Raw genomic sequence first — 24,577 nt, 5'->3', positions numbered from 1 at the left:
TTCATTCGATGACATCATCAGAGCCGATTTAATTATCAGAACTGGGCGGGCTGCTGTTGCAGCCCTGCTCATACCCTAACGTCATCCTCTTCATGATGCGCGCAGTCCCGGTCGGTATGCCCAATCCTGTTTATTGACAGTCCACACCTGGTCATGCATATTGTTATGTTATAACGTAACAATGAAAGTACCATGATGAAAAACTCGCTCTCCCTGATTATTGCGGCGCTGCTGTCGCTTCCTGTATTCAATGCTAATGCCAGTAACTATCCGCTCACCGTTGATAACTGCGGTGTCAAAGAGACCTTCGCTCATCCGCCTGCGCGCGTCGTCACCGTTGGCCAGCATGAAACGGAACTGCTGCTGGCGCTCGGTCTGGCAGATAAAATTGCCGCAACCTCGGTGTGGTTTGGCGCGCTGCCCGCCGATTTGCAAGGGCAGGGCAGCCAGCTTAAACGGCTGGCCGATAACGCCCCAGGCTTTGAAGCGGTGGTGGCGCAGCGCCCGGAGCTGGTGCTGGCGCAGTACAGCTGGCACGTCGGGCCGCAGGGTGAAGTCGCCACGCGTGAACAGTTTGAACAGCTCGGCATCCGAACCTGGATTTCGCCTGCCGACTGCATCGGCAAAGCCGTCACCACCACGTCCAATAGCGACGGTGCACGCACCACACCGTATGGGATCGAGGTGATTTTTGCTGAAATCAGCGCGCTGGCGCGCATTTTTGATGTGCCGGCGCGTGGCGAAGCGCTCAAACAGCAGCTGGCCGCTCGTATAGCACAGGTTCAGCAGCAGCTGCACAAATCACCGTCAGCGCCACTGAAGGTGGTTTACTGGTTTTCCAGCCCGCGCCTGAAAGGCGATCCCTGGGTCGCCGGCAATAAAGGGGCACCGGGCTGGATCAGCCAGACGCTCGGTCTGACTAACATTATCGATTCAGACGAAGAGTGGCCGGCGGTCACGTGGGAGCACATCGTCTCCGCGCAGCCGGACATCATCGTTATTGCCAGCATGGCGCGGCGGCTCTATCCCGCCGATGACGTCGCGGTTAAAAAACACTTTCTGCAAAGCGATCCGGTGACGCGTGAAATGCCAGCGGTGAAAAACGGCCACATTGTGGTGGTACCGGCCATGTCACTGAATCCCTCGTTGCGCAATGTGGAAGCTGTAGAGGTGATCGGTCAGCAGATCGCTGCCTTCAAACCTGCCCGATGAGCGCTCACGCTTTCTGTTACTGGCGCACCGGCCTGCTGATTGCTGCGGGCGCGCTCAGCCTGCCGGTGATGATGACGCTGGCCGCGGCAACCGGCGATGTCGCGATCAGCTTTACCCTGACCGCGCAGGCCATCACCAATGGTCTTGGCATCACCCATTACGACCTGCCGGCGCTGGAAGCCGGCATCGTCTGGCAATACCGCATGAGCCGCGCGCTGATGGCGGCGAGCAGCGGCGGCGGCCTGGCACTGTGTGGGATGGTGTTGCAGTCGTTGCTGCGCAATTCGCTGGCCGACCCTTATCTGCTGGGGATTTCCGCCGGTGCATCAACCGGCGCGGTGTGCGTGATGCTGCTTGGCATCGGCGGCGGGGCCATCACCACCGGTGCCGGCGCGTTTGGCGGTGCCTGTCTTGCATTTATGCTGATTGTTCTGCTCTCCGGCGGCATGCGGGAAAACACCGCGCGCATCATTCTGGCCGGTATTGCCGGGACGCAATTATTTAATGCGCTGACCGCTTACATTGTCAGCACGGCGGCCAATGCTGAGCAGTCGCGCGGCGTAATGTTCTGGCTGCTCGGCAGCCTGAGCGGCGTGCGCTGGGCAGATGCATTACTGTGTTTTGCCGTAACCCTCGCCGGTCTGCTGACTGTGCTCTACCATGCGCGCGCGCTGGATACCTTCTCGTTTGGCGCGGAAGTTTCCGCGACGCTGGGCACGCAGGTTTCAGCGGTGCGCATCGTATTACTGCTGACCACTGCGTTAGTGACGGCGGTAATCGTCAGCGCGATTGGCGCGGTCGGTTTTGTCGGGCTGGTGATCCCGCATATCACCCGCATGATTGCCGGGCCGCGTCATCTGGTGACGATCCCGCTCGCATTCCTGGGCGGCTGCCATTTCATGGTGATTGCCGACCTGGTATCGCGCACGTTAATCACCCATCAGGTGCTGCCGATAGGCGTAGTGACGGCGCTAGTCGGCGCTCCGGTGTTCGCCCTGATTCTGTATCGCAACCGGGAGAAATCATGAAATATGTCGCGGTGGATAAACTCAGCGTGACGCTACAGGCGCGCAGCGTGTTATCTGACATCAGTTTTGCGGCGCAGCGGGGACAAACGGTCGGGTTGCTCGGCCCTAATGGCTCGGGCAAATCGACGCTCATCCGTGCGCTGGCGGGCGTTCTGCCCTGTGCTTATAACGGGCTGGAGATGGGCGGCACGCGGCTGAACCAACTCAGCCGGCGGCAGCGTGCCCGTACGCTGGCCTTCGTGCCGCAGCATGCCGAAATGGAAGCTGAGATGTGCGTCAGCGACATCGTGCGTCTGGGGCGGGCGCCGCATCGCAATGCGTTCAGCCCGTGGCGGACGGCAGATGAAACGGCAGTGCAGCACGCGCTGTCGCTGATGAAACTGGATGCGCTGGCCGGGCGGTCGTGGCAGCGGCTGTCCGGTGGCGAACGCCAGCGCTGCCAGATCGCGCGTGCGCTCGCGCAGCAGCCGGATATCCTGTTGCTGGATGAGCCGATTAACCATCTGGATATTCAGTTTCAGCTTGAGCTGATGCGGCTGATTGCCGCACTGCCGGTCACGGTGATTGTGGCCCTGCACGATCTGAATCTGGCGGCAAAATTTTGCCAGCATCTGGTGGTGCTGCAGCACGGGCAAGTGGTGGCGAGCGGTGAGCCCGCCGCCGTGCTGACGCCTGCCCTGATTCAGCGGACGTGGCAGGTCGAGGCCATCGTCAACCGCAGCGAGCGCGGCTCCATGAATATTCAGTACGCCTGAACCGGGCTGATCTTAACGCTCGTCGAACGGCACGCCGCCTTTGGATTTATGATGCTTCGGCGTTTCGATAATCGACACGGTGACCACATCAGCATCGATCTCAAACGAATCCACCACCGCCTGGGTGATGGCTTTGAGTAACTTTTTCTTCTGCTCAACGCTACGGCCTTCCGCAGCATAAACGACAATCTCTGGCATAACGGCGTTTCCTCACGGGTTAGAGTTCTTCTCAAGCATACCTCAGCCAGGCTGCCGCGCGCAGCGTTAACCTGTCGCGACGGTTAAAAGGCAACAAGCGGCTGACGAATTCCCTGCAAACGCCGTGTGTTAAAGTGTGAATTGTTATGTTATAACGTAATTGATTCGATGATAGTGTAACGGTTTATTCGGAAAATTTAATGAAATCAATGCAAAATTTGCTGATCGCTGCGGCGCTCGGCCTGGCTTCCTGCGCCGTTGTGGCGGCGAGCACACCCGAAAAACCGGTGCGGATTGCCGCACCGTTTGAAATTAAAGGCAGCGATCCGGCGCTCTCCGGCGACATTCTGTTGCGCATGGATGTGGTTGAAACGCTGGTAGAAGTGAACGAACGCGGTGAGCCGGTGGCGGCGCTGGCGCAGCGCTGGCAGGTCTCTGACGATGGGCTGCGCTGGCAGTTCCAGCTGCGCGACGGCGTGCATTTTCACGATGGCTCGCTGCTGGATGCGGTTGCCGTGGTGAAATCACTCAACACCGCACGCGGCAAAGCGGGCTTACTGGACAAAACGCCAATCGCCGACATCAGCGGGGCAGGGCAGCTTGTCACCATCACGCTGCGTGAACCCTTCACGCCGCTGCTGTCAGTCCTGGCGGAAAGCCGCTCGCAAATCCTCGCACTGGCCAGCTGGGATGCGCAGGGCAACATCACGCGCATTATTGGCAGCGGGCCGTTTACGCTCACTTCCTTCCAGCCGCCGCAGTCGCTGACGGTGGCGCGCTTCGCGGATTACTGGGGCGAGAAACCGGCGATTGCCGCCGCCAGTTATCTGGCGACCGGCCGCGCGGAAACCCGTGCGCTGCTGGCAGAAAGCGGTGATGCAGATTACGTGTTTAACCTTGATGCCGCCAGCCGGCAGCGGCTGGCACGCAAAGCGTCGCTGCACATTCCGGCGATTCCGGTGCCGCGCACGTTGATGCTGAAGCTTAATCTGGCCGATCCGCTGCTGGCGGAACTGCCGGTGCGTGAGGCGATCAGCATGGCGATCGATCGTAACGCGCTGGCGCAGGCGGTGCTGCGTTATCCGGGCGCAGCCAGCCAGCTGTTTCCCCCTAACATGGCAGAGTGGCACAACACGGCACTCACGCCGCTGCACTATCAACCGCAGCAGGCTGCTCAGTTATTACAGTCGGCCGGCTGGCAACGCGGCGCGGATGGCGTACTGACACGCAACGGCCAGCGCTTCAGCCTGACGCTGCTGACCTATCCCGATCGCCCTGAGCTGCCGCTGATGGCGATGGTGATTCAGCAGCAGCTGCGTCAGGTTGGCATAGACGTGCGAATCAACGCGACCAACGCCAGCGAGATCCCGGCGCAGCACCACAATAACCGTCTGCAGCTGGCGCTGTTTGCGCGCAACTTTGCCCTGACGCCCGATCCGACCGGAACGCTGCTGCAGGATTATGGCACCCACGGCGGTGACTGGGGGGCGATGAACTGGCATGCGTCAGGCTTCGACGCGGCGCTCCACACGCTGACGCAATCCACCGATGGCGCAGCCCGCGCCGGGGCGCGCAGCGTCCTCACCCGCGCGCTGCAACAGGATCTGCCGGTGATTCCGCTGGCCTGGTATCAGCAGTCGGCGGCGGTTAACAGCCAGCTGCAGGGCGTTAAGCTCGATCCGTTTGAACGCCACTTCGGCCTGCGCCAGATGCACTGGGGGAGCCATGATTAAACAACTCAGCTGGCGCATGGCGCAGGCGCTGTTCGTGGTGCTGGCGGTAGGATTACTGACCTGGCTGCTGGTGCAGGCGCTGCCGGGCGACATGGCGTGGCGCATCGCCTCGGGGCGCTATGGTTATGATCGCGTCGATGCCGACGCGGTGGCGCGGGTACAGCAGGAGCTGGATGGAGCGCTTAGCGGCGGCAGTGCGCTGCTGCACTGGCTCTTCGATCTGCTGCAGTTTAACTTTGGCCGCTCGCTGGTTTCCGGTGAGCCGGTGATGGATGAGCTGCGCTGGCAGCTGGGCCAGACGCTGGCGCTGGCGGGCGTCTCGCTGCTGCTGGCGTTACTGCTGACGCTGCCGCTCGGCATCTGGGCCGGTTGCCACGCCAACGGCCGGCTTGACCGTGCGCTGTTCTGGCTGACCGCCTTGCTGAAATCGGTGCCGCATTTTGCACTCGGCATGCTGCTGATCCTGCTGTTCGCGCTGCAACTCGACTGGCTGCCGAGCGCCGGTCACGGCGAGCTGCGCCATTTCCTGTTGCCGGCACTGACGCTGGCATTGTCGCTGACGGCTGTCGGCGTGCGCGTGGTGCGCGAAGCCACCTGGCAGGTGGTGTCGTCCGGCTACTATCGCTGGGGAGCGCAAAAGGGACTGTCACCCGCGCGCCTGCTGCTGCGTCACGGCCTGCGTAATCTGAGCGCGCCGGTGCTGACGTGGTTTGGCATGCAGTTTGTCTGGCTGGTGGAAGGCGTGGTGGTGGTGGAAACCCTGTTTGCGTGGCCGGGAATCGGTCACGCTCTGGTGCACGCCATTTTTGCGCGTGACGTGCCGGTAATTCAGGCCAGCGCCATGACGCTCGGCCTGCTGTTTGTCCTGCTGAACATGCTGGTGGATGCCGGTTGTCATCTGCTCGATCCCCGGGGGGCGCGCGCATGAAGATGACGCTTTCACGCTGGGTGGGTCTGGTACTGCTGGCGGCGCTGCTGGCTTACGCGTTTGTGCTGCCGCTGATTCAGCACGGCGATCCGCTACAGCAGGATTTGCTACAAATGTTGCAGACGCCGAACCGCAGCCATTTGCTCGGTTTCGACCATCTCGGTCGCGATATGTTAACGCGCCTCAGCGCCGCGCTGCGTCTGTCACTCGGGCTGGCAGCCCTGTGCGTGATCAGTGCGCTGATAGCGGGCGTGTTCACCGGTGTGCTCAGTGCGCTGTACGGTGGCTGGCCGGAGCGATTACTGAGCATCGTCGGCGATATGTGCCTCGCGCTGCCGGGATTACTGCTGGTACTGCTGCTGGCCGCCATTGCGCCAGATGCGCCGCAAATGCTGTGGCTGGGCATTTCGCTGGTGCTGTGGGTGGAATTTTTCCGCGTCACGCGTGCCACGCTGCGGCCAATTGTGCAGGCGCCCGGTATGCAGGCCAGCAAACTGCTCGGGTTCTCTGCCTGGTATCGTTTTCGTCATCATCTGTGGCCTGCGCTGGCACCGGTGCTGCTGACGCTAACCTTGTTCTCTTTCAGCAGCGCCATCATGGCGGTGTCGGCGCTCGGGTTTATCAGCGTTGGCGTGCGTCCGCCCACGCCGGAGCTGGGCCTGATGATGACCGAACTGCTGCCGTTTGCGTGGGAAGCGCCGTGGCTGCTGATGCAGCCGGTAGCCGCACTGTTTTTACTGTTGATCAGCCTCAATCTGCTGATGAAAAAGGAGCGATGATGAAGGGATTACAGATCACCGGGCTGAGCGTTGCCACAGCGACTGAAACACTGGTTGAGCCGGTGGATGTGCGGCTACAACCCGGTCGGCCGCTGACGCTGCTCGGCGAAACCGGATCGGGGAAAAGTCTGCTGGCGCAGGCGATTATGGGGATATTGCCGCCGTCGCTGCAGGCCAGCGGTGAGGTGATGATCAACGGCAGACGCTTTCAGCTGCCGCAGGATACGGCGCAGCTGCGTCGGCTGTGGGGCAATACGCTGGCTTCGCTACCGCAGGAGCCGTGGTTGTCGCTCGATCCGACCATGGCGATTCAGCAGCAGGTGGCGGAAGGGCATCGCTTCGTGCGCGGTTTGCCGCCCGCCGCCAGCGCTGCAGCGGCGCAGCAGGATCTGCAGCAGCTTGGTCTGGCCGCGGCGGCACGGCGTTATCCGTGGCAGCTTTCCGGCGGCATGGCACAGCGCGCCGCGTTTGCGGCAGCCCGTGCCGGTGGCGCGCAGATTCTGATTGCCGATGAGCCGACCAAAGGGCTGGATGTGGCGCGCCGCGACGAAGTCAGCCAGCTGTTACAGCGCGAAGTGGCCGACGGCGGCATGCTGTTGACCATCACCCACGACATCGCCCTGGCACGCCAGCTGGGCGGCGATGTGCTGGTGATACATAAAGGCAGCGTGATTGAACAGGGCCCGGCGCAGCAGGTGTTGCAGTCACCGCAGCAGCCATACACACGCGCGCTGCTGGCTGCCGATCCGGCCGTCTGGCCCGCCCGACAACAAACGGTGATTGGTGCCAGGCCGGTGATCAGCGCCCAGGACATTATGCTGGCGCGCGGGGGCAAAAGGCTGGGTGTGCCACGCGATTTCACGCTGCACGCCGGTGAAATCGTTGGCCTGCACGGTGCCAGCGGCAGCGGCAAAAGCAGCTTCGGCGACGTGCTGTTAGGGTTGCTCGCGCCGCAGCAGGGCCGCGTAATGCACCACGCTGATACGGATGCGCTGAAATATCAGAAAATCTATCAGGATCCTTCCGCGCTGTTTCCGCCGCAGCGCACGCTGGGGCAAAGCATCAACGATGTGCTGCGGCGTCACGCTCTCCCGCCGGCACAGCGCGATGCGCTCATGGCACGGCTGGCCTTGCATCCCGCGCTGCTGACGCGGCGACCAGAGGCGCTCTCCGGCGGCGAACTGCAGCGCTTCGCGCTGCTGCGGGTGATGCTACTGCGGCCGGTATTTCTGTTTGCCGATGAGCCGACGTCACGCCTCGATCCGCTGGTGCAGCAGCAAACATGGCAGTTGATCGTGGAACTGGCGCGCGAGCAGCAGTGCGCGGTGCTGCTGGTGAGTCATGACCGCGATCTGCTGGAGAAAGGCACGCATCGGGTGATTGCCATGGAAGCGGCTTAGCGATCGGGCGGCTGGCTGTCACCCGGCCCGAGACTCCGCTGCATTACCACGGTGTCCAGCCAGCGGCCATGTTTGTAACCCACCGATTTCATCACGCCGGTGTGCTCAAAACCGAGCGCCCGGTGTACTCCCAGCGAGCCCTGGTTGGCGCTGTCACCGATAATCGCGATGATCTGGCGAAAGCCAGCGGCTTCGGCCAGCGCCACCGCTTTTTGCAGCAGCGCTTTACCGATACCGCGTCCGGTTTGCTGCGGGTCGAGATAGATAGAGTCTTCCAGCGTGAAGCGGTAGGCATAACGCGGACGATACGGCGCCAGATAGCAGTAACCCAGCACCTGATCCTGCTCCTCAGCCACCAGCCAGTAACCGCCGCGCTCATGCACGTCATTAATGCGCCGCAGCATTTCACTCTCCGCCGGCGGTTCCGTTTCGAAGGTTGCGGTGCCGTGCAGCACGTGCCAGGCGTAGATCTTCTGAATCGCCGCCGCGTGATGCGGCTGCGCGGGAATAATGTCCATATGTTCCTGCCGTTCTGCCAATGATGCTGACAGCATGCCACCGCGCCGCAGCGCAATCATCCGCATTAGTCATAGGAAATTGTGATATTCAGGCGCAGCGAAATTTCTTTAATTCTGCTCTGACAACTGTACCGCCATGGTGTCGGCTTCGAGCGCCTCGAAGATGTGCGGTTCATCGGCGGGATAACAAATATAATCGCCCGGGAACAGTTCGACCGGCGCTTCCATCAGGCCAACCCGCGCGCGGCCGCGTGCCAGGATGATGTGTTCGACTGAACCCGGTGGATGCGGTTTTGAGGCGCGCGGTGCGCCGGGCTGGCTGGTAATCAGATACAGATCGCGGCGGCCGCCCGGCGGACAACTTGCCAGTAGCGCGGCCTGAAAGTCTGCTAACTCTGCTGACACCACCATGCCTTCGCCACGCCGAATCACCTGCATCTTTTTCACTTCCGGCTCCATCAGCCGTGCAAATGGAATATTCAGCGCCACACACAGTGACCATAACGTCTCAATGCTGGGGTTACCATTGCCTGCCTCCAGCTGCGACAGCGTTGACTTGGCGATGCCAGCGCGGCGCGCCACTTCCGTCAGCGAAAGTCCGGCGCGCTGGCGTTCGCGCACCAGTCCGGCGGCAATGATAGCAATGGGCGGGGTCACAATTACTCCTGTTCTTTATATCGAACGTTTTGTTCATCTTGTAAAACACGTACGGTGCGTTCATTATAACGTCTTTCTTGTTCGTTATGAGATCAAATTGTGATGCGTCTGGGTGCCGTACCGCTTGATCGCGGCGTATTGAAAGCGATCTTCCTTGTTTGTCTGGCCGACGGCATCGTTGGCCTTTCCTATGGTTCTCTCGCCGCTGCCGACGGCTTTCCGCTCTGGGTGCCGATTGCGCTCTCGACGCTGGTGCTGGCGGGGGCATCCGAGTTTTTATTTATCGGCATCGTGGCAGGCGGCGGCAGTCCGCTAACCGCTGCCGCAGCCGGTTTACTGGTCAACGCACGTCATCTGCCGTTTGGCATTGCGGTGAAAGACCTGGTCGGGCAGGGCGGACGCAGTCTGCTGGGCTGCCATATCATGAATGACGAGAGCGTGGTGTTCGGTATTTCACAGCCGAAGCTGGCGCAGCGTCGGGCGGCTTACTGGGTTTGCGGACTGGGTATTTTTGCCATCTGGCCGCTCACGGTGATTGCCGGTGCGGTGATTGGACGCTTTATTCCTGATGTGTCGGCGATTGGCCTGGACGCGGTGTTTCCGGCCATCCTGATCGCGCTGATTTTCCCGGCGCTGCGCCAGCGTCGCACGCGCATTCCGGCCACCCTCGGGGCGCTACTTTCCGTGCTGGCAACGCCTTTTGTGCCAGCCGGTATGCCGGTGCTGTTTTCTTTACTCGGTTTGCTGAGCTGGCGGGAGCGCAAAGATGCAAAATAGTTTAGTGATTGCCGGCATCGCGCTGCTGGCTGCAGGCACGTATGCGATTCGCTTTGCCGGTTACCGGCTGGGCAGCCGGATGCACATGTCGGAACGGGTGCGCAACATGCTGTCCGACGCGGCAACGGTGCTGCTGCTGGCTGTCGCTGTCACCACCGCGCTGTTTGAGGGCACCGATTTCGCCGGCGTTGCGCGACTGACCGGCGTGTTGTTCGCGGTGTTTCTCGCCTGGCGTCGCGCGCCATTGATCCTGGTAATCATCGGTGCGGCGGTGATGACGGCGCTGCTGCGCTATTTTGGCGTACCGTAAGCGGCGGCGTTATCTTTTCATCACGTTTTTTTGCTACTGTGGCAAGTCCGCAGTTAGCTCAACAGGAGTAAAGATGACGCCGCGACTAGCCCACATTGATGAAACACCGGCGCTATGGCGAATCCGTAATCTGGCCATTCGGCATGGCTGTCGTGAGGTTTACTCCGCTGAGATCATTGCCGCATGGACGCCGGACGAATTACCGCATGCTTACTACGATGCCGTGAAAAATAATCCTTTTTATGTGATTGATGATGCAAAGCACGGTGTGGCTGCGACCGGCTTTCTCGATCTGCAAAGCGGCAGCGTTGAAGCGATTTTTACTTTGCCAGCCTGCCACGGTAAAGGCTATGCCAGTGCGATTATGCACGCCATTATTGCTGAAGCACGCCGTCGCGCGTTCAGCCACCTGACACTGGCTGCGACACCGAATGCCAGTGGTTTTTATTTACGTCACGGTTTCAGCACGCTGCGCGAGGCGCTTTATCCCTCTTCGCTGGCCGGTGCGGATTTAGCGTGTATAGAAATGCAGCTCAGGCTTTGCAGCTATGATTAGGGATAGTGAGTACAACAAGGACAACGCGAAAATGGTGATTAACTGCGTGGTGTATCGCCACGGCAAACGCGAAGAGCATGTCGAAGTCGATCAAATCAGCGAAGTGCTGAAAGAGGAAAAATCGTTCGTCTGGCTTGGCCTGTATCAACCCGATCCGGCTTTCATGCAAACGCTGCAGGAGGAGTTTAGCCTGCATGAGCTGGCGATTGAGGATGCGCTGGTGGCGCATCAGCGGCCCAAGATTGAGCAGTACGGCGAGTCGGTATTTATCGTGGTGAAAACCGCACACATGGAAGATCGCCAGCGCATCAGCTTTGGCGAAACCCACTTTTTCCTCGGTAAAAATTTTCTGATTACCGTGCGCCACGGTTCGGTTGAGGGCTATAAAGCGATTCGCGCCAAAGCCGAGAAAAACCATGCCATGCTGTGCCAGGGACCCGGCTATGCGCTCTACTGCATCCTCGATTTTATCGTCGACAACTACAGCAAAATCACCGAATCGCTGAGTGAACGTATTGCTGACCTGGAAGACGGCATGTTCACCACCCGCTTTGACAGCGTAACGCTGGAGAATGTTTACCATTTGCGGCGTCAGCTGCTGTCGTTGCGCAATGCGGCGATGCCGGTGACAGAGATCTGCCCGCAGCTGGTGCGCTTCCATGAAGATATCATCCCGAAAAATCTGCGCGCCTATCTGCGCGACGTGCAGGATCACGCGCACCACGTCATGATTGATGCCGAAGACATGCGCGAAACGCTGGCCAGCGCCATGCAGGTAAATCTGGCACTGGTCTCGGTACAGCAGAGTGAGGTGAATAAAAAACTGGCCGGCTGGGGGGCAATCCTGATTGTGCCGACCATCATCTTCAGTATGTACGGCATGAACTTCTCAGACATGCCCGAGCTGCACAGCCACTTTGGCTATCCGGCGGCGCTGGCGGTCACGCTGGTGATCTGTTTCGTTATGTGGTGGCGGCTGAAAAAAGCGGGCTGGCTGTAAGCGTGATGGCCTGCGCGCGCTGTCACCAGACGCGCAGGCCAGGGCGATTTCAGCCTGAAATCGCCACGCTCCATTAGCCTCAATGCGCGCTGGCAGTAGGGCGCACCGTGATCTCATTGACATCAACTTCGCCAGGCTGATTAATGGCCCAGCTCACCGCCTGCGCAATGGCTTCGGGTTTTAACGCAATCTGACGATAGCTCTGCATGGCCACGCGTGCGGTCTCGTCAGTGATGGTGTCCGCCAGTTCCGATTCCACCACGCCGGGATTAATGACCGTCACCCGCAGCTGGCGCGATTCCTGACGCAGGCCATCCGAAATGGCGCGAACGGCGAATTTTGTGGCGCAGTACACCGCTGCCGTCGGCGATACCGCCAGCGCACCAATCGAGGCTATATTGATGATATGGCCGCTTTGCTGCGATTCCATAAGCGGCAGTACGGCAGCGATGCCGTACAGTACGCCACGCACGTTGACGTCGAGCATACGATCCCATTCATCCACCTTCAGCGAACTGAGCGGCGACAGCGGCATAACGCCGGCATTGTTGATCATTACATCAACCCGACCATATTTATCGCGGGCAAAATCGGCCAGCTGCTGCGTATCGGCTCGCTGCGTTACGTCGGTGGCCAGATAATCCAGTTGCGCGCCGCTGGCACGCAGTTCATCACACAGTATCGCCAGCCGATCGGTACGGCGCGCGCCGAGCACCAGTTTATGCCCCTGACTGGCCAGCAGACGCGCTATCGCTTCGCCAATGCCGCTGCTGGCGCCGGTCAGAATAATCACTTTCGCATTAGAATGAGCCATGATGGTTTCCTCGTGTTGGTTGACGAGGCTATTGTGGAAAACGCCGGCTAAAGCGAACAGACCGGATTGTGGCGTATCATTGCCTGATTCTCTCGTCACCGTTGTGAGCAGGGAAGAAACCTGGCTATGCTTTGCCTGAACCTCTCACCGGAAACCCGTTATGTCGCAAACCGTACAACAGCAGACCTGCGCGCTGCTGCGCCAGCTGGCACCGCAGGAAGGTTATACTGCTTCACTGCTCGACAGCGTGCGCTTTATGCGTGCCGACCGGCAGTGGGCGCGCACGCCGGTTCTTTATGAGCCGAGCATCATCATTATCTGTCAGGGCTCGAAGCGGGCGTTTCTTGCCGACAAAATGTATCGCTACGACGCACAGCACTATCTGGTGTTGTCGGTGCCGCTGCCGTTCTCCGCTGAGACTGAAGCGACCTCCGCCGAACCGTTGCTGGGGCTGGCTATCCGTCTGGATGCGGCCACGCTGGCGCGACTGGTGACGCAGGTCGCAGCGGCAGACATTCCGCTGGCGGAGACACCAGCCAGCATTATTTCGACGCCGGTAAATGAGACGCTGGCGGACAGCACGCTGCGCCTGTTACAGGCGCTGAGCGATCCGCTGGAAGCGCAGGTTTTAGGCCCGGCACGGGTAGAAGAGATTTGCTTTCGTGTGTTGCTGGGTGAGCAGGGCGGTGCGGTGCGCGCAGCGCTGACCTATCAGGGGCATTTTGGCCGCATCGCGCGGGCGCTGCAGCGCATTCATGCTGACTGGCAGCAGCCGCTGGATGTGCCGCATCTGGCCAGCGAAGCGGGCATGAGCGTTCCGCGCTTCCATCTGCATTTCAAAAGCGTCACGCAGACCTCGCCGATCCAGTATCTCAAGTCCTTGCGGCTGCATCAGGCGCGTTTGATGATGATTCGCGATAATCTCACCGCCGCCGGTGCTGCCGCACGTGTCGGTTACGAAAGTGATTCACAGTTTAACCGGGAGTTTAAGCGGATGTTTGGTCGCACCCCGGCTGACGAGGCGCGGGTGATGAAACGCGCCTTTGCGCTGCTGCCGCCGGAACAGTTATCCGCGCGGCTACAGGCACATTAGGTCAGTACGCGATGACGATTGCCGCCACCACGCCAATCCAGAACAGCAGGCTGGCAGCCAGTGCCAGCTGGCACAGTAACCGGCGGGAAAAACTCAGCAGCGCACTGAGGCGCGGCGATAACATTAATACCATAATCATCCCTCACAACAGCCAGCAACTGTTCAGCGCAGCCCCATCACGGCAACCACCAGCAGAATCCAGAAAAATGCACAACCTGTTAGCAGGAAACGCCAGACAAGATGGCGTTCGGGAGTCAGCAGCGTGTGCAGACGCATACGAAGAAGCAGTGGCATAGCAACCTCAAATCAGAAAGTTTTACCGGGAATATCTGGCAGCTGAGAACAGAAAATTCTGTCAGCGAATAAGAACATTCTGACGTGTTATAAGGCCGCGAAACGACAAGACCAGTCTTGAAAACAGGCTGAGAAATTCATCATGAGGCAGGCGGCAGCCACAGCGGACATCAGGTGCCGCTGTGACCATCAGGCACAGCAAAGCCGGTTACACGCTGCGCGTGACGCCGCCGTCCACGCGAATATTCTGCCCGGTGATATAAGCCGCGCCGGGCGAAGCAAGAAACGCAATGGTAGCCGCCACTTCTGCAGCCGTGCCGTAGCGCTGCATGGGCACGCTGTCGCGCCGTTCATCCGTTTTCGGCAGGCTATCAATCCAGCCAGGCAGGACGTTGTTGATACGAATATTCTCAGCTGCGTAGGTGTCGGCAAAGATTTTACTGAAAGAAGCCAGACCGGCACGGAACACGGCCGAGGTCGGGAACATGTCGGTGGGTTCAAACGTCCATGCCGACGAGATATTAATGATACTGCCGCCACCCTGCTGCTGCATGATCGGCGTGACCAGACGTACAGCGCGTACCACGTTCAGGAAGTAGGTTTCCATTCCCTGCTGCCACGCATCATCGCTTAATTCGAGGATTGGCGCGCGCGGACCGTGACCGGCACTGTTAACCAGCACGTCAATACGTCCCCAGCGCGCCAGAGTGGCATCAATCAGGTGCTGCAAATCGTCCACTGACTGATTCGAACCGGTAATACCGAGCCCGCCCAGACGATTCGCCAGCGCCTCGCCTTTGCCGGAGGAGGAAAGAATCGCAACCCTGAAACCCTCGCTGGCCAGCTTCTCAGCTGCCGCTGCGCCCATACCGCTGCCACCTGCGACAATCACCGCAACTTTTTCTACTGTCATGTGAGTAACCTCATCAATTAATTATCCTGTCATGCCAGTATAATGGCCTGGAGATACAGCAGAGAGTCAGCTCAGCTGGCAATTGACGATAGGAAAACTACAGGATGAATCAGGGCTTTCAGGCATTACCGTCGCTGAATGCGCTACGGGTATTTGAAGCCGTGACGCGGCACCTTAATTTTCGCCTCGCCGCTGAAGAGCTCGGTGTGACGCAGGGTGCGGTTGCGCAGCATATTCGCGGCCTGGAGGCCAGCCTGGGTTTGAAACTGTTCGATCGGCTGCCGCGTACGCTGGCGCTGACCGCTGCTGGTGCAGGCTATGCGGTGCACATTCGTCAGGCATTTGAGCTGATTGATGAGGCGACGCGCACGCTGCGCCCGGAGCCGGATCGCCTGACGCTGAGCGTAACACCGACCTTTGCCAGCCGCTGGATGCTGCCGCGTTTACCGGCATTTACCGCGGCCTGGCCGGACATCGACCTGCGCGTGCTGGCCTCTGAACGGCTGGTGCAGTTTCACCATGAAGGCGTCGACCTGGCGGTGCGCTATGGCCGGCCGCCGTTTGGTAGCGGGCTGGAGGCCACGCTGCTGTTTAGCCAGACGGTGCTGGCGGTGGTCAGCCCGGCGCTGCTGGCACAACACGGTGATGCGGCGCAGCCAGAAAATTGCCTGCGCTATCCGCTGCTGCACGATGGCCATCACCTGTGGCCGGCGTTCCTGGCGTTTATGTTCCCCGGTCAGTCGCTGCAGCATCAGCATCATCTGCGCTTCAACCAGACCGCGCTGGCGCTGGAAGCGGCGCTGAGTGGTCAGGGTATCGCACTGACCAGCCCGCATTTTGTGCAGAACGATCTGACCAGCGGTCGGCTGGTTCCCGCCTGGCAGCGTGAGATGCCCGTTGATGCCGGCTGGTATCTGGTGGCTCCGCGTCGTCCGCGTGAGCAGGCAACGGTGAGTGCGGTTCGTGCGTGGCTACTCAGTCAGGCGGAGCAGAGCAAAGATTGATGGCTGAGCAACGCGATGCTTTTATGTTCAATAACAAAATCAGTAAAACTGATGATCGTCTGCGAATTATGAATGTTATAACTGACTGAGCATGCATTTTATAAGGTTTATCCTGCACAGGCAGGGTTTTAGGAAAATATCACGCAAATTCAGCAATTAAGGAAAGGATTTGTGCGTTGCAATCTGCTGAGGGCTGTGAATAAATAAAACGCTGAATTTCATAAAAATGCCATAACGGCCAGGCGACAGCCTGCATAACCGTATTACCACCATGACCGATCATAAAATTCTTTTAGCCAGGGATATCAGCGCCAGAAGTGAAAGCATGCAGGCGCACCTCATCGCCATCCGGCGCGATATTCACGCACATCCGGAACTTGGTTTCGATACCGTCCGCACCGCAGCCATTGTGGAGCAGGAGTTGCTGCGCCTCGGGCTGACGCCGCAAACCGGCGTGGGCCGCACCGGCGTGATGGTGGACATTACCGGCGCGCAGCCGGGCAAAACCGTGCTGCTGCGCGCCGATATGGATGCGCTGCCGATTCATGAGCAAACCGGTCTGCCGTTTAGCAGCATCTGGCCGGGTAAAATGCACGCCTGCGGCCACGATATCCACACGGCTACGCTGCTCGGCGTCGCGGCGATCCTCGCGGACCTGCGCAGCCAGCTGCTCGGCACGGTGCGGCTGATTTTTCAGCCGGCGGAAGAGACGCCAGAGAGCGGCGCGCAAGCCATGATTGCTGCCGGCGCAGCGGACGGCATTGATGTGGCGATCACGCTGCACAATAAACCAGAGCTGGCCGCAGGAGAAATCGCCCTGACGCGCGGTGCCAGCACCGCCTCCAGCGATGAATTCGACGTAGTGATTCATGGCAAATCCACCCACGCCGCCCGGCCGCACATGGGTACCGATCCGATCATTGCCGCCGCCAGCCTGGTAACGCAGTTGCAGACCATTGTGTCGCGCGAGCTCGATCCGGCGAACTCTGCTGTGCTGACGATTGGCCATATCCACGGCGGCACCACTCATAACATCATCTCCGACAGTTGCCTGATTCAGGGCACCATCCGCGCTAAATCACCGCAGGCGCGCGCTCACATGGAAGACGCTTTCCGTCGCATCTGTGCCGGAGTGGCGCTGTCGCTCAATACGCGGATTGAGGTCAATTATCAGCGAGGTGTACCGCCGCTGATGAATGATGATGCGCTGATTGATGCACTGGAGCCGATCCTCTCGCACCAGTTCGGCAAGTCGGTGGTGGCAAAACCTAGCAGCAGCTTTGGCGCGGAAGATTTCTCGCTGTTTACCGAGCGTGTGCCGGGCTGTCAGATCCATATCGGCTCTGGCGCGCCGGGGCGCGACGACCATCTGCACAACTCCGACTATCAGCCGGACGAACGCAGCATTCACGCTGGCACACAGGCTCTGGCCCGTATAGCGATCGACTTACTCTCCTGATAATAATGAGGTTTTATGATGATGCGTAAAGGGCTGTTCTCCGCCTCCGCGGGCATGTTGCTGCTGGCTGCTGCCGTGGTTCAGGCAAAAGATTTTGGCACGTTAAAATTCGCTACCGAAGCGGCCTATCCGCCGTTTAACCAGTCCACGCCGAGCGGCAAAATTGTCGGCTACGAGCCCGATATGGTGGCCGAACTGGCGAAACGCGCGGGATTCAAATACGAAATCGTCGCGCAGAAGTGGTCCGGACTGATCCCCGGCCTCGCTGATGGCAAATATGATGCAGTGGTCGATGCCGTCACCGTGACGCCAAAACGTGAAGAAGTGGTGGATTTTACCCATCAGTATACCGTGAGCGTATCGGGCTTCGTCACGCTGAAGGGCAGCGCAGTGGATACCCTGCCGGGCAACGGTGAAGTGGTACAGGCGACCGATGAAGCCGGAATGAACAAAGCCATCGACGCGCTGAAGGCGAAGTTCAAAGGCAAAACCATTGCGGTGCAGGTCGCTACCATTCAGGCCGATTTCCTCAACAAATACCTCGGTGATGTCGCGACTATCCGTACCTATCAGGCCGGCCCGGAAACCTTCGCCGATCTGCTCAATGGCCGGGTTGATGCGGTCATGGCGTCGCGCACCAACCTCAATGCTTATGTGAAAAAACACGCGGATACGGTAAACAGCACCGGTTACGGCTTTGTGGGCGGTGTACTGGGCCAGGGCTCGGCGATTGCCATTCGTAAAAACAATCCGGAGCTGAAAGCCGCGCTGGATCAGGCGCTGGTGTCGATGATCAAAGACGGCACGCTGAAGCAACTGTCAGAGAAATGGTTCGGCGAGAACGTCGCGCCTGCGGAATAATGCTGAGCGCTTATGACTATTGACTGGCAACTGTTAGGTTTTGGTGACGAAGGCTGGGGCGGCGTGCTGCTGGACGCCGCCACCGTCACGGTAACGGTCTCGCTGTGTGCGTGGCTGCTGGGCGCGATGCTCGGCAGCCTGCTGTGCTGGATGCAGATTGGTGGCGGCCGCTGGCAGCAGCGTGTTGCCAGCGGCTACATCACGCTATTTCGCGGCGTGCCGGAGCTGCTGGTGATCTACCTGTTCTACTTTGGCGGCCGACAGGTGGTCGGGTTTATCGGTGAAGCTATCGGCCTGCAGGGACCGTTTGACGTTAACGGCTTCGTTGCCGGCGCGATCGCTATCGGGCTGATTTCCGGCGCTTATCAGAGCAGTGTATTTCGCGGCGCGTTTTACGCGATTCCCGCCGGCACGCTGGAAGCTGCTACGGTCACCGGTATGGGGCGTTTTATGCTGTTCCGCCGCATGATTGTGCCACAGGCGCTGCGCACCGCGCTGCCGGGCATGGGTAATCAGTGGCAATCGGTGATTAAGGAGTCGGCGCTGGTGTCGGTGACCGGGCTGGTGGAAACCATGAACCAGATTTCCACCGCGTCGAATTCCACCCAGATGCCGTTTTTCTTCTACAGCGTAGGCGCGGTGATTTACCTGATTATCACCACCTGTTCAGATTTCTTCTTTCGCTATGTGGAAAAAGTGGCCATGCGCGGGCAACAACGCGCGCGGTTGTAAGGAGCCACGATGGATTTCACCTTTTTACAGCACACGCTGGCGGCGCTGCTGCGCGGACTGCCGCTGACGCTCAACCTGGCGGTATTGTCCCTGCTGGGCGGCGGAATACTGGCGCTGCTGCTGAATTTGCTGCGTCAGCATCGCCTTGGCAGCTACGTTACGCGTTTTTATGTCTGGCTGTTCCGCGGTACGCCGCTGCTGATTCAAATCTTCATGATTTACTATGGCCTCGGCAGCCTGCCGGCGGTGCGCGAAAGCGTGCTGTGGCCGCTGCTGCGTGAGCCCTACTGGTGCGGGTTAATTGCGCTGATTCTCAACGACGCGGCTTACACCGCCGAGATCCTGCGCGGCGGACTGAATGCGGTTAGCGTGCAGTCACTGGAAGCGGCGAAAGTGTGCGGCATGTCGCGCTTCACTACGCTGCGACGCATCACGCTGCCGCTGGCAGTGCGGCAGGCGCTGCCGGCCTACAGCAATGAGATCATCTCGATGATCAAATCCACGTCGCTGGTGAGCACCATCAGCCTGATGGAGATGACCGGCATCGCCGATTCCATCGTGTCAGAAACCTTCCGCGCGCTGGAGGTGTTTATCAGCGCGGCGATTATCTATCTGCTGCTGACCGTGCTGGTGAGCAAAGCGGTGGCGCTGCTGGAGCGCCGTCTGTCCCCCTATCACGCTGGAGCACGTTAATGAATAAACCCACTATTGCCCTGAGCCATCTCAGAAAAAGTTATAGCGGGCATGAAGTGCTGCATGACATCAGCCTGACGGCGCAGGATGGCGACGTCATTTCGCTGATCGGCGCCAGCGGCTCCGGTAAAAGTACGCTGCTGCGCTGCATCCCGTTTCTTGAAGTGCCACAGGCCGGTGAGATTGCCGTGGGCGATGAAGTGGTCACCCTCGATAACGCGGACGAAAAGCTGAGCCGTGAACAGCGCCGCCGCATTAAGCTGATGCGCATGCAGCTCGGCTTTGTGTTTCAGGGCTTCAATCTGTGGCCGCACAAAACCGTGCTGCAGAACATCATTGAGGCACCGATCCATGTACAGAAGCGCAGCCGTCAGGAGGCCGTTGCCGAGGCCGAAGCGCTGCTGCAAAAGGTCGGGTTATACGAAAAGCGCAACGCGTGGCCGTCGCAGCTCTCCGGTGGTCAGCAGCAGCGCGTGGCGATTGCCCGGGCGCTGGCGCAGCAGCCGAAAGCGATACTGTTTGATGAACCCACTTCCGCACTCGACCCGGAGCTGGTGGGCGAAGTGCTGCGCGTCATCCGCAGCCTGGCGGAAGAGGGGCGCACCATGATTATCGTCACCCATGAAATGGGGTTTGCGCGCGATGTATCAAACAAAGCGGTGTTTCTGCATCAGGGCAAAATCGAAGAGTCCGGATCGCCGCAGCAGGTGTTCAGCGAACCGATCTCGGCGCGCTGTCGCGCTTTTGTCAGCAGCCACCTGCAGCGCAACAGCTAACCAGATTTGTGCCAATGGTGTTCTAAGCCAAATTATGGAAAAATCGCCCTCCCTCAACGGAGGGCTTTTTTATCGGCGCAGGGAAGGTGCACGTCGTCGCGCACTTCACGTCCATCGATAACCAGCTACCGTCAGGTCTGGCTGCTGTTGCGTTACCGCGCGACAGAGAGGGCCGAAATTTTCCTCATTTTTCTACAGGCGGAGTACGTAATGGGCGCGAAGGTGTGGTTAGTGGATGATGATGTATCCGTGCGTGAGTCGCTGGGATTTCTGCTGCGAACCGTGGACTACGAGGTCGCCGACTTTGCCGACCTGGCATCGTTCGAAACCGCCGCCGCCGGTCAGCAAGCCGTATGCGGCTGTCTGCTGCTTGATGTGCGACAGCCAGAGAGTAGCGGCCTGAGCTGGCTGGCCCGGCAGGGTGCACGCCATCCGCTGCTGCCGGTGATCATCATGACCGGGCATGACACGCTGGAGGCCTGCCGGCGCTTGTTTGCTCAGGGCGCCTTTGCCTTTTTCACCCGGCCGCTGGAGATTGAATCGCTGCTGGAGACGGTCCGGCTGGCGATGCGTGAGAGTGAGCAGCGCGCCAGCCTCTAATGATGCCGCGCCGTGTTGCCGGAAAGCGCGCGCCGGGAAGCCAGCGCGCACAGCAACGGCACCGGCAGGGTAAACAGCAGTAACAGCCACAACAGCACATACACCGCATCCACGCCGTCGTTTTGCAGATTGTTGTACAACTGCGCCGGCATTCCGTGGGGAAACCAGGCGAAAATCATCACAATGCCGAATTCGCCCATCGCCCGCACCCACGCCAGTGCCGTAGCCGACGCCAGGCCCGGTGCGGCCAGGGGCAGCGCCAGCCGCCAGAAGCGTGGCCACGGCGCGGCACCCAGCGTTCGGCCCGCTTCAAGGATCTCCGGCGGCACCGCGATAAACGCCGAGCGTGCGCTGGTGACAAAGTAGGGCAGCGCGCCATACCACTGCGCCAGGATAAAGGCGGCGGGATTGTTCACCAGCGTCCAGCCCAGCTTGCTCAGCAGCTGGCCGGGCAAACTGTACGGACCGTACGCGCTGACCAGCAGGATTCCCATCGCCAGCGGCGGCGTCAGCAGCGGGATCATCACCAGCGTTTCCACCAGCCAGCGTATTTTTCCCCGCGCCTGCGACAGCCACCAGGCCAGCGGTAAGCCGGTCAGAAAAATCAGCACCAGCGCGATCGCGCCCAGACTGAGCGACGTGGTAATCGCCGCGCTGTCACCCCACGCCAGCCGCAGATGTTGCCAGTGTGTGACGCCCGTCAGGGTGATAAACGGCACGGCCAGTAGCAGCAGGGCGGGTAGCGACAGCCACAGCGCGCCAGCATGGCGGATTTTCATCGCGTATAAAGCCCATCGCCCTTCGGCGCGGCATAGCCTTGCTGTTTAAACAGCGCCTGTCCTGAAGGACTCAGCATGAAATCTACAAAGGCTTTGCCAGCGGCCGTACCGTGCGGCGCATTCCTGAGCACCGCCGCGTAATAGACCAGTGGCTGGGTGTGCAGCACTTTATCTTTACCCTGGCTGTCTTTGACGCTAAAGCTGACCGTGTTGTACCACTTAGTCGCCATCGCCGGATTGCTGAGGTTGATTTCATCGGGCAGCGCGATGTAAGGCAGATGGGCAGAGATCACTTCGCTTTCATAGCCTGCTGCCGCATCCACCTGACCGCTCTCGAGCCGCGTCAGCAAGCCACCCTCCAGATGGGTTTGTGCGGGATTCTGGTAACCGCCGAGAATGTTGTCAGCTATGCCGGGCTGCCGGTAATATTTCTGCGCCAGTAGCAGGGTAAAAATAATGTTCTGGCCTTTAGGATCGTTTACCGGATCGGTCCGGCCAAATTTCAGTCCCGGCGCGGCCAGCAGCTGAAGCCAGCGGCCATCATTGCCTTTGGCTGCGGCAAACTGCGGCGCAAACGGCCCTTTTGAGTTATAGGCAATCACCATGCTGGTGCTGGCTACCGGTACTGCGTTGTCGATCAGTCCGGCGGTTTTCAGGATCTGCATCGGACCGGGAGTAACAGACACGAACACGTCAGCGGTGATTTTTTTGCTCGCCAGCAGGCGCGCCATGCCGTAAGCCCCCTGGCCCTGACCTTCATACTTACCGTCATGCTGTTGGGCAAATGCCGGGCCCAGTGCCTGATCCATCACTTTTCCCATCGAACCGGCATACGTCACGCGGATATCCATGGCGGCCTGCGCCGGTAAACTCAATCCGCCGGCGGCAGTCATTAACAGTAGGGTAAGCGTCTTCACGCGGAGATTCCTTTTCGCTATATAAATGAGTAGATAGCGATTATCGGAATTCTCCGTTTTAGCGCAAGGTAAAATCTGTTGCGAAATCCTGCGGTCGCGCGCCAGCGCCGGGTTTTAGTACCATTGCAACGCGTGCTGAGAGAAAAAATTCATCTACCGATCCGCGAGCTACCGCAAATACAGGCGGCCAGCCGTCTGCTGGTTAAATAAGCGGCTATAGTTATCCCAGTTGGATTATTTTGCATGCCGCTGGGCGTGCACCTTTTCCTCATTTGCCTGGAGCCCGTTACTACGTCACGAGGTTTAACGTGTTTGCCGATCTTTCCTGGAAAATCATTCATCAGGTCATCAACCAAACCATCGCTGAGATGGTGGATGAACAGCAAACGCTGGACGTGCTGAGCCTGCGCAGGCGCTTAAGGGAAATGGCGGAGAACGAAACTAACGAGGAGATGGTGCTGTGTTACTGGCAGGCCAGCAAAGTGCTGACGCGTTTGCCGCCCACCGTCACCGCCAGCCAGCTGATAGAAGAGGCGCGCCATGCGTTCCGCAGTCCGCCCAGTCACGATTCGCTTTAACGCGAAATGCTTTTCTTTCCCCGTTGCGCTTAACAGACTCTAATTGGCTGAAATTTAATCATAATCATGCAATACGCTCTGCTAGACTTCCTGGGTTAACAACGCTGAAAACAGAGGACAGTAATGAAAATCAAAAGTTATGCCGCACACAACGCCGGTGATGCGCTGGTACCGTACGAGTACGAAACCGGTCCGCTGGCGGCGGAAGAAGTGCTGGTTGAGGTCGATTACTGCGGTGTGTGCCATTCTGATTTGTCGATGATTGATAACGAGTGGGGCATTTCCTCTTATCCGGTCATTGCCGGTCACGAAGTGATTGGTCGCATCAGCGCACTCGGCGATGCGGCGCAGGACAAAGGATTGAAGGTGGGTCAGCGCGTGGGTATCGGCTGGACCGCGAAAAGCTGCCAGCACTGTGATGCCTGCATCAACGGCGAGCAGGTCAACTGTGAGAACGGTTCAGTGCCCACCATCATGAACAAAGGCGGTTTCGCCAGCCATCTGCGCGCCGACTGGCAGTGGGTGATTCCGCTGCCGGAATCCATGGACATTACCTCTGCCGGTCCGCTGCTGTGCGGCGGGATTACCGTGTTTAAACCGCTGCTGATGCACCATGTAACGGCTACCAGCCGCGTCGGCGTAATCGGTATTGGCGGCCTCGGCCATATGGCGATCAAACTGCTGCGCGCCATGGGTGCTGAAGTTACGGCGTTCAGTTCGAATGCCAGCAAAACCGAATCCATCAAAGCCATGGGCGCCGATCGTGTGGTCAACAGCCGCGATCCTCAGGCGCTGAACGCGCTGGCCGGGCAATTTGATTTGATTATCAGCACCGTAGCCGTCGATCTGGACTGGCAGCCGTACTTCCAGGCGCTGGCTCCGCACGGTAAGTTCCACACCGTGGGCGCGGTGATGAAGCCATTTGAAGTGCCAGCGTTCAGTCTGATTCTGGGCGATCGTGCGGTAACGGGTTCGTCTACCGGTTCACCGGGCCAGCTGCGTAAGCTGATGCGTCTGGCGTCACGCGCCGATGTGGCACCGCAGGTGGAAGAGTTCCCGATGTCAAAAATCAATGAAGCGCTGGATCACGTACGCGCCGGTAAAGCGAATTACCGCGTGGTGCTGAAGGCCGATTTCTGAGTCGGAATCTGAGGCGGATAACACGCTGACATTTGTCAGACAAAACGGCGGATGGGGGATCATCCGCCGTTTT

At 59.4% G+C, this 24,577-nt stretch carries 30 protein-coding genes; 21 read left to right on the top strand and 9 right to left on the bottom strand.

What is annotated here, in order from left to right; all coding sequences use genetic code 11:
• Positions 1 to 195 precede the first annotated feature (195 nt).
• The 3 genes from ABVR31_RS21100 to ABVR31_RS21090 are packed head-to-tail and all read left to right on the top strand — an operon-like array spanning position 196 to position 2,995.
• Complete coding sequence (locus ABVR31_RS21100) at positions 196 to 1,212, top strand: ABC transporter substrate-binding protein (RefSeq protein WP_372774749.1); 1,017 nt, start codon at positions 196 to 198, stop codon at positions 1,210 to 1,212.
• The gene (locus tag ABVR31_RS21095; protein WP_288423615.1) at positions 1,209 to 2,240 is read left to right on the top strand and encodes an iron ABC transporter permease; all 1,032 of its coding nucleotides are present in this window, start codon (positions 1,209 to 1,211) and stop codon (positions 2,238 to 2,240) included. Before ABVR31_RS21100 ends, ABVR31_RS21095 begins: the two co-directional genes overlap by 4 nt.
• The gene (locus ABVR31_RS21090) at positions 2,237 to 2,995 is read left to right on the top strand and encodes an ABC transporter ATP-binding protein (protein WP_315659910.1); all 759 of its coding nucleotides are present in this window, start codon (positions 2,237 to 2,239) and stop codon (positions 2,993 to 2,995) included. The genes ABVR31_RS21095 and ABVR31_RS21090 overlap by 4 nt, the downstream gene beginning before the upstream one ends.
• 12 nt (positions 2,996 to 3,007) lie before the next feature.
• On the opposite strand, the gene ABVR31_RS21085 is transcribed toward ABVR31_RS21090, so the two are convergent.
• A complete protein-coding gene (locus ABVR31_RS21085) occupies positions 3,008 to 3,193 on the bottom strand; it encodes a tautomerase family protein (protein WP_021508848.1) in 186 nt (61 codons plus the stop codon).
• A 200-nt stretch (positions 3,194 to 3,393) separates the two neighbouring features.
• Between ABVR31_RS21085 and ABVR31_RS21080 the strand changes: the two genes are divergently transcribed.
• Genes ABVR31_RS21080 through ABVR31_RS21065 form a run of 4 tightly spaced genes read left to right on the top strand, consistent with a single transcriptional unit; the run spans position 3,394 to position 8,033 of the window.
• Positions 3,394 to 4,926: an ABC transporter substrate-binding protein gene (locus ABVR31_RS21080; RefSeq protein WP_315659907.1), complete on the top strand. Its 1,533-nt coding sequence runs from the start codon at positions 3,394 to 3,396 to the stop codon at positions 4,924 to 4,926.
• A complete protein-coding gene (locus tag ABVR31_RS21075; protein ID WP_059009332.1) occupies positions 4,919 to 5,854 on the top strand; it encodes an ABC transporter permease in 936 nt (311 codons plus the stop codon). Before ABVR31_RS21080 ends, ABVR31_RS21075 begins: the two co-directional genes overlap by 8 nt.
• 2 nt (positions 5,855 to 5,856) lie before the next feature.
• The gene (locus ABVR31_RS21070) at positions 5,857 to 6,633 is read left to right on the top strand and encodes an ABC transporter permease (RefSeq protein ID WP_081049434.1); all 777 of its coding nucleotides are present in this window, start codon (positions 5,857 to 5,859) and stop codon (positions 6,631 to 6,633) included.
• Positions 6,633 to 8,033, top strand: a complete 1,401-nt coding sequence (locus ABVR31_RS21065) for an ABC transporter ATP-binding protein (RefSeq protein ID WP_372774747.1) — start codon at positions 6,633 to 6,635, stop codon at positions 8,031 to 8,033. The genes ABVR31_RS21070 and ABVR31_RS21065 overlap by 1 nt, the downstream gene beginning before the upstream one ends.
• Here the strand turns inward: ABVR31_RS21065 and ABVR31_RS21060 are convergent.
• Positions 8,030 to 8,551 carry a GNAT family N-acetyltransferase gene (locus ABVR31_RS21060; RefSeq protein ID WP_058776198.1) on the bottom strand — a complete coding sequence of 174 codons (522 nt, stop codon included), beginning with the start codon at positions 8,549 to 8,551 and terminating at the stop codon, positions 8,030 to 8,032. The two genes, ABVR31_RS21065 and ABVR31_RS21060, sit on opposite strands and share 4 nt — an antisense overlap.
• Before the next feature lie 108 nt (positions 8,552 to 8,659).
• Positions 8,660 to 9,208, bottom strand: a complete 549-nt coding sequence (locus tag ABVR31_RS21055) for a helix-turn-helix domain-containing protein (RefSeq protein ID WP_058758972.1) — start codon at positions 9,206 to 9,208, stop codon at positions 8,660 to 8,662.
• Positions 9,209 to 9,310: 102 nt separating this feature from the next.
• On the opposite strand from ABVR31_RS21055, the gene ABVR31_RS21050 reads away from it, so the two are divergent.
• From ABVR31_RS21050 to corA, 4 genes are all read left to right on the top strand, one after another.
• A complete protein-coding gene (locus ABVR31_RS21050) occupies positions 9,311 to 9,985 on the top strand; it encodes an AzlC family ABC transporter permease (RefSeq protein WP_058758973.1) in 675 nt (224 codons plus the stop codon).
• Entirely contained in the window at positions 9,975 to 10,295 is a 321-nt protein-coding gene (locus tag ABVR31_RS21045) for an AzlD domain-containing protein (protein ID WP_021508856.1), read from the top strand. The genes ABVR31_RS21050 and ABVR31_RS21045 overlap by 11 nt, the downstream gene beginning before the upstream one ends.
• 73 nt (positions 10,296 to 10,368) lie before the next feature.
• The gene (locus tag ABVR31_RS21040; RefSeq protein ID WP_058758974.1) at positions 10,369 to 10,851 is read left to right on the top strand and encodes a GNAT family N-acetyltransferase; all 483 of its coding nucleotides are present in this window, start codon (positions 10,369 to 10,371) and stop codon (positions 10,849 to 10,851) included.
• Between the two features lie 31 nt (positions 10,852 to 10,882).
• Positions 10,883 to 11,851 carry a magnesium/cobalt transporter CorA gene (gene corA, locus ABVR31_RS21035; protein ID WP_021508858.1) on the top strand — a complete coding sequence of 323 codons (969 nt, stop codon included), beginning with the start codon at positions 10,883 to 10,885 and terminating at the stop codon, positions 11,849 to 11,851.
• Between the two features lie 79 nt (positions 11,852 to 11,930).
• Here corA and ABVR31_RS21030 read toward each other — a convergent pair whose 3' ends face one another.
• Positions 11,931 to 12,665 (bottom strand): SDR family oxidoreductase, encoded by a 735-nt coding sequence (locus ABVR31_RS21030; RefSeq protein WP_058781030.1) that lies wholly within the window; start codon positions 12,663 to 12,665, stop codon positions 11,931 to 11,933.
• A gap of 160 nt (positions 12,666 to 12,825) precedes the next feature.
• On the opposite strand from ABVR31_RS21030, the gene ABVR31_RS21025 reads away from it, so the two are divergent.
• Positions 12,826 to 13,758: an AraC family transcriptional regulator gene (locus ABVR31_RS21025; protein ID WP_021508860.1), complete on the top strand. Its 933-nt coding sequence runs from the start codon at positions 12,826 to 12,828 to the stop codon at positions 13,756 to 13,758.
• A gap of 1 nt (position 13,759) precedes the next feature.
• Here ABVR31_RS21025 and ABVR31_RS21020 read toward each other — a convergent pair whose 3' ends face one another.
• From ABVR31_RS21020 to ABVR31_RS21010, 3 genes are all read right to left on the bottom strand, one after another.
• The gene (locus ABVR31_RS21020; RefSeq protein ID WP_254919538.1) at positions 13,760 to 13,891 is read right to left on the bottom strand and encodes a hypothetical protein; all 132 of its coding nucleotides are present in this window, start codon (positions 13,889 to 13,891) and stop codon (positions 13,760 to 13,762) included.
• 29 nt (positions 13,892 to 13,920) lie between these two features.
• Positions 13,921 to 14,052, bottom strand: a complete 132-nt coding sequence (locus tag ABVR31_RS21015) for a hypothetical protein (protein WP_254919537.1) — start codon at positions 14,050 to 14,052, stop codon at positions 13,921 to 13,923.
• Positions 14,053 to 14,260: 208 nt separating this feature from the next.
• On the bottom strand, positions 14,261 to 14,965 hold the full coding sequence (locus ABVR31_RS21010) for an SDR family oxidoreductase (protein WP_166710557.1): 705 nt from the start codon (positions 14,963 to 14,965) through the stop codon (positions 14,261 to 14,263).
• Positions 14,966 to 15,069: 104 nt separating this feature from the next.
• Here ABVR31_RS21010 and ABVR31_RS21005 point away from each other — a divergent pair, with 104 nt between their 5' ends.
• From ABVR31_RS21005 to ABVR31_RS20975, 7 genes are all read left to right on the top strand, one after another.
• Positions 15,070 to 15,969 carry a LysR substrate-binding domain-containing protein gene (locus ABVR31_RS21005; protein WP_215801026.1) on the top strand — a complete coding sequence of 300 codons (900 nt, stop codon included), beginning with the start codon at positions 15,070 to 15,072 and terminating at the stop codon, positions 15,967 to 15,969.
• A 271-nt stretch (positions 15,970 to 16,240) separates the two neighbouring features.
• Positions 16,241 to 17,428 carry a M20 family metallopeptidase gene (locus tag ABVR31_RS21000; protein WP_058758978.1) on the top strand — a complete coding sequence of 396 codons (1,188 nt, stop codon included), beginning with the start codon at positions 16,241 to 16,243 and terminating at the stop codon, positions 17,426 to 17,428.
• 15 nt (positions 17,429 to 17,443) lie between these two features.
• Positions 17,444 to 18,289: a transporter substrate-binding domain-containing protein gene (locus ABVR31_RS20995; protein ID WP_242868575.1), complete on the top strand. Its 846-nt coding sequence runs from the start codon at positions 17,444 to 17,446 to the stop codon at positions 18,287 to 18,289.
• A 12-nt stretch (positions 18,290 to 18,301) separates the two neighbouring features.
• Positions 18,302 to 19,021, top strand: a complete 720-nt coding sequence (locus ABVR31_RS20990) for an ABC transporter permease (protein WP_058758979.1) — start codon at positions 18,302 to 18,304, stop codon at positions 19,019 to 19,021.
• A gap of 9 nt (positions 19,022 to 19,030) precedes the next feature.
• Positions 19,031 to 19,714 (top strand): ABC transporter permease, encoded by a 684-nt coding sequence (locus tag ABVR31_RS20985; protein ID WP_058758980.1) that lies wholly within the window; start codon positions 19,031 to 19,033, stop codon positions 19,712 to 19,714.
• A complete protein-coding gene (locus ABVR31_RS20980) occupies positions 19,714 to 20,490 on the top strand; it encodes an ABC transporter ATP-binding protein (protein WP_150058866.1) in 777 nt (258 codons plus the stop codon). The genes ABVR31_RS20985 and ABVR31_RS20980 overlap by 1 nt, the downstream gene beginning before the upstream one ends.
• Positions 20,491 to 20,700: 210 nt before the next feature.
• Positions 20,701 to 21,090, top strand: coding sequence for a response regulator transcription factor (locus ABVR31_RS20975; protein WP_088517427.1), 390 nt, complete (start codon positions 20,701 to 20,703; stop codon positions 21,088 to 21,090).
• Here the strand turns inward: ABVR31_RS20975 and ABVR31_RS20970 are convergent.
• Both ABVR31_RS20970 and ABVR31_RS20965 read right to left on the bottom strand, forming a co-directional pair.
• Positions 21,087 to 21,869: an ABC transporter permease gene (locus ABVR31_RS20970; protein ID WP_325924506.1), complete on the bottom strand. Its 783-nt coding sequence runs from the start codon at positions 21,867 to 21,869 to the stop codon at positions 21,087 to 21,089. The two genes, ABVR31_RS20975 and ABVR31_RS20970, sit on opposite strands and share 4 nt — an antisense overlap.
• Positions 21,866 to 22,762: an extracellular solute-binding protein gene (locus ABVR31_RS20965; protein ID WP_372774744.1), complete on the bottom strand. Its 897-nt coding sequence runs from the start codon at positions 22,760 to 22,762 to the stop codon at positions 21,866 to 21,868. Before ABVR31_RS20965 ends, ABVR31_RS20970 begins: the two co-directional genes overlap by 4 nt.
• A gap of 332 nt (positions 22,763 to 23,094) precedes the next feature.
• Between ABVR31_RS20965 and ABVR31_RS20960 the strand changes: the two genes are divergently transcribed.
• Entirely contained in the window at positions 23,095 to 23,364 is a 270-nt protein-coding gene (locus tag ABVR31_RS20960; RefSeq protein ID WP_010616678.1) for a hypothetical protein, read from the top strand.
• A gap of 123 nt (positions 23,365 to 23,487) precedes the next feature.
• Entirely contained in the window at positions 23,488 to 24,504 is a 1,017-nt protein-coding gene (locus tag ABVR31_RS20955) for an NAD(P)-dependent alcohol dehydrogenase (RefSeq protein WP_021508873.1), read from the top strand.
• Positions 24,505 to 24,577: the final 73 nt, after the last annotated feature.

It is taken from the genome of Pantoea sp. WEP, from assembly GCF_041678305.1.
Lineage (GTDB): Bacteria > Pseudomonadota > Gammaproteobacteria > Enterobacterales > Enterobacteriaceae > Pantoea > Pantoea dispersa.
The sequence above is the reverse complement of the archived record's forward strand: the minus strand, read 5'-3'. Positions and strand labels throughout refer to the sequence as shown.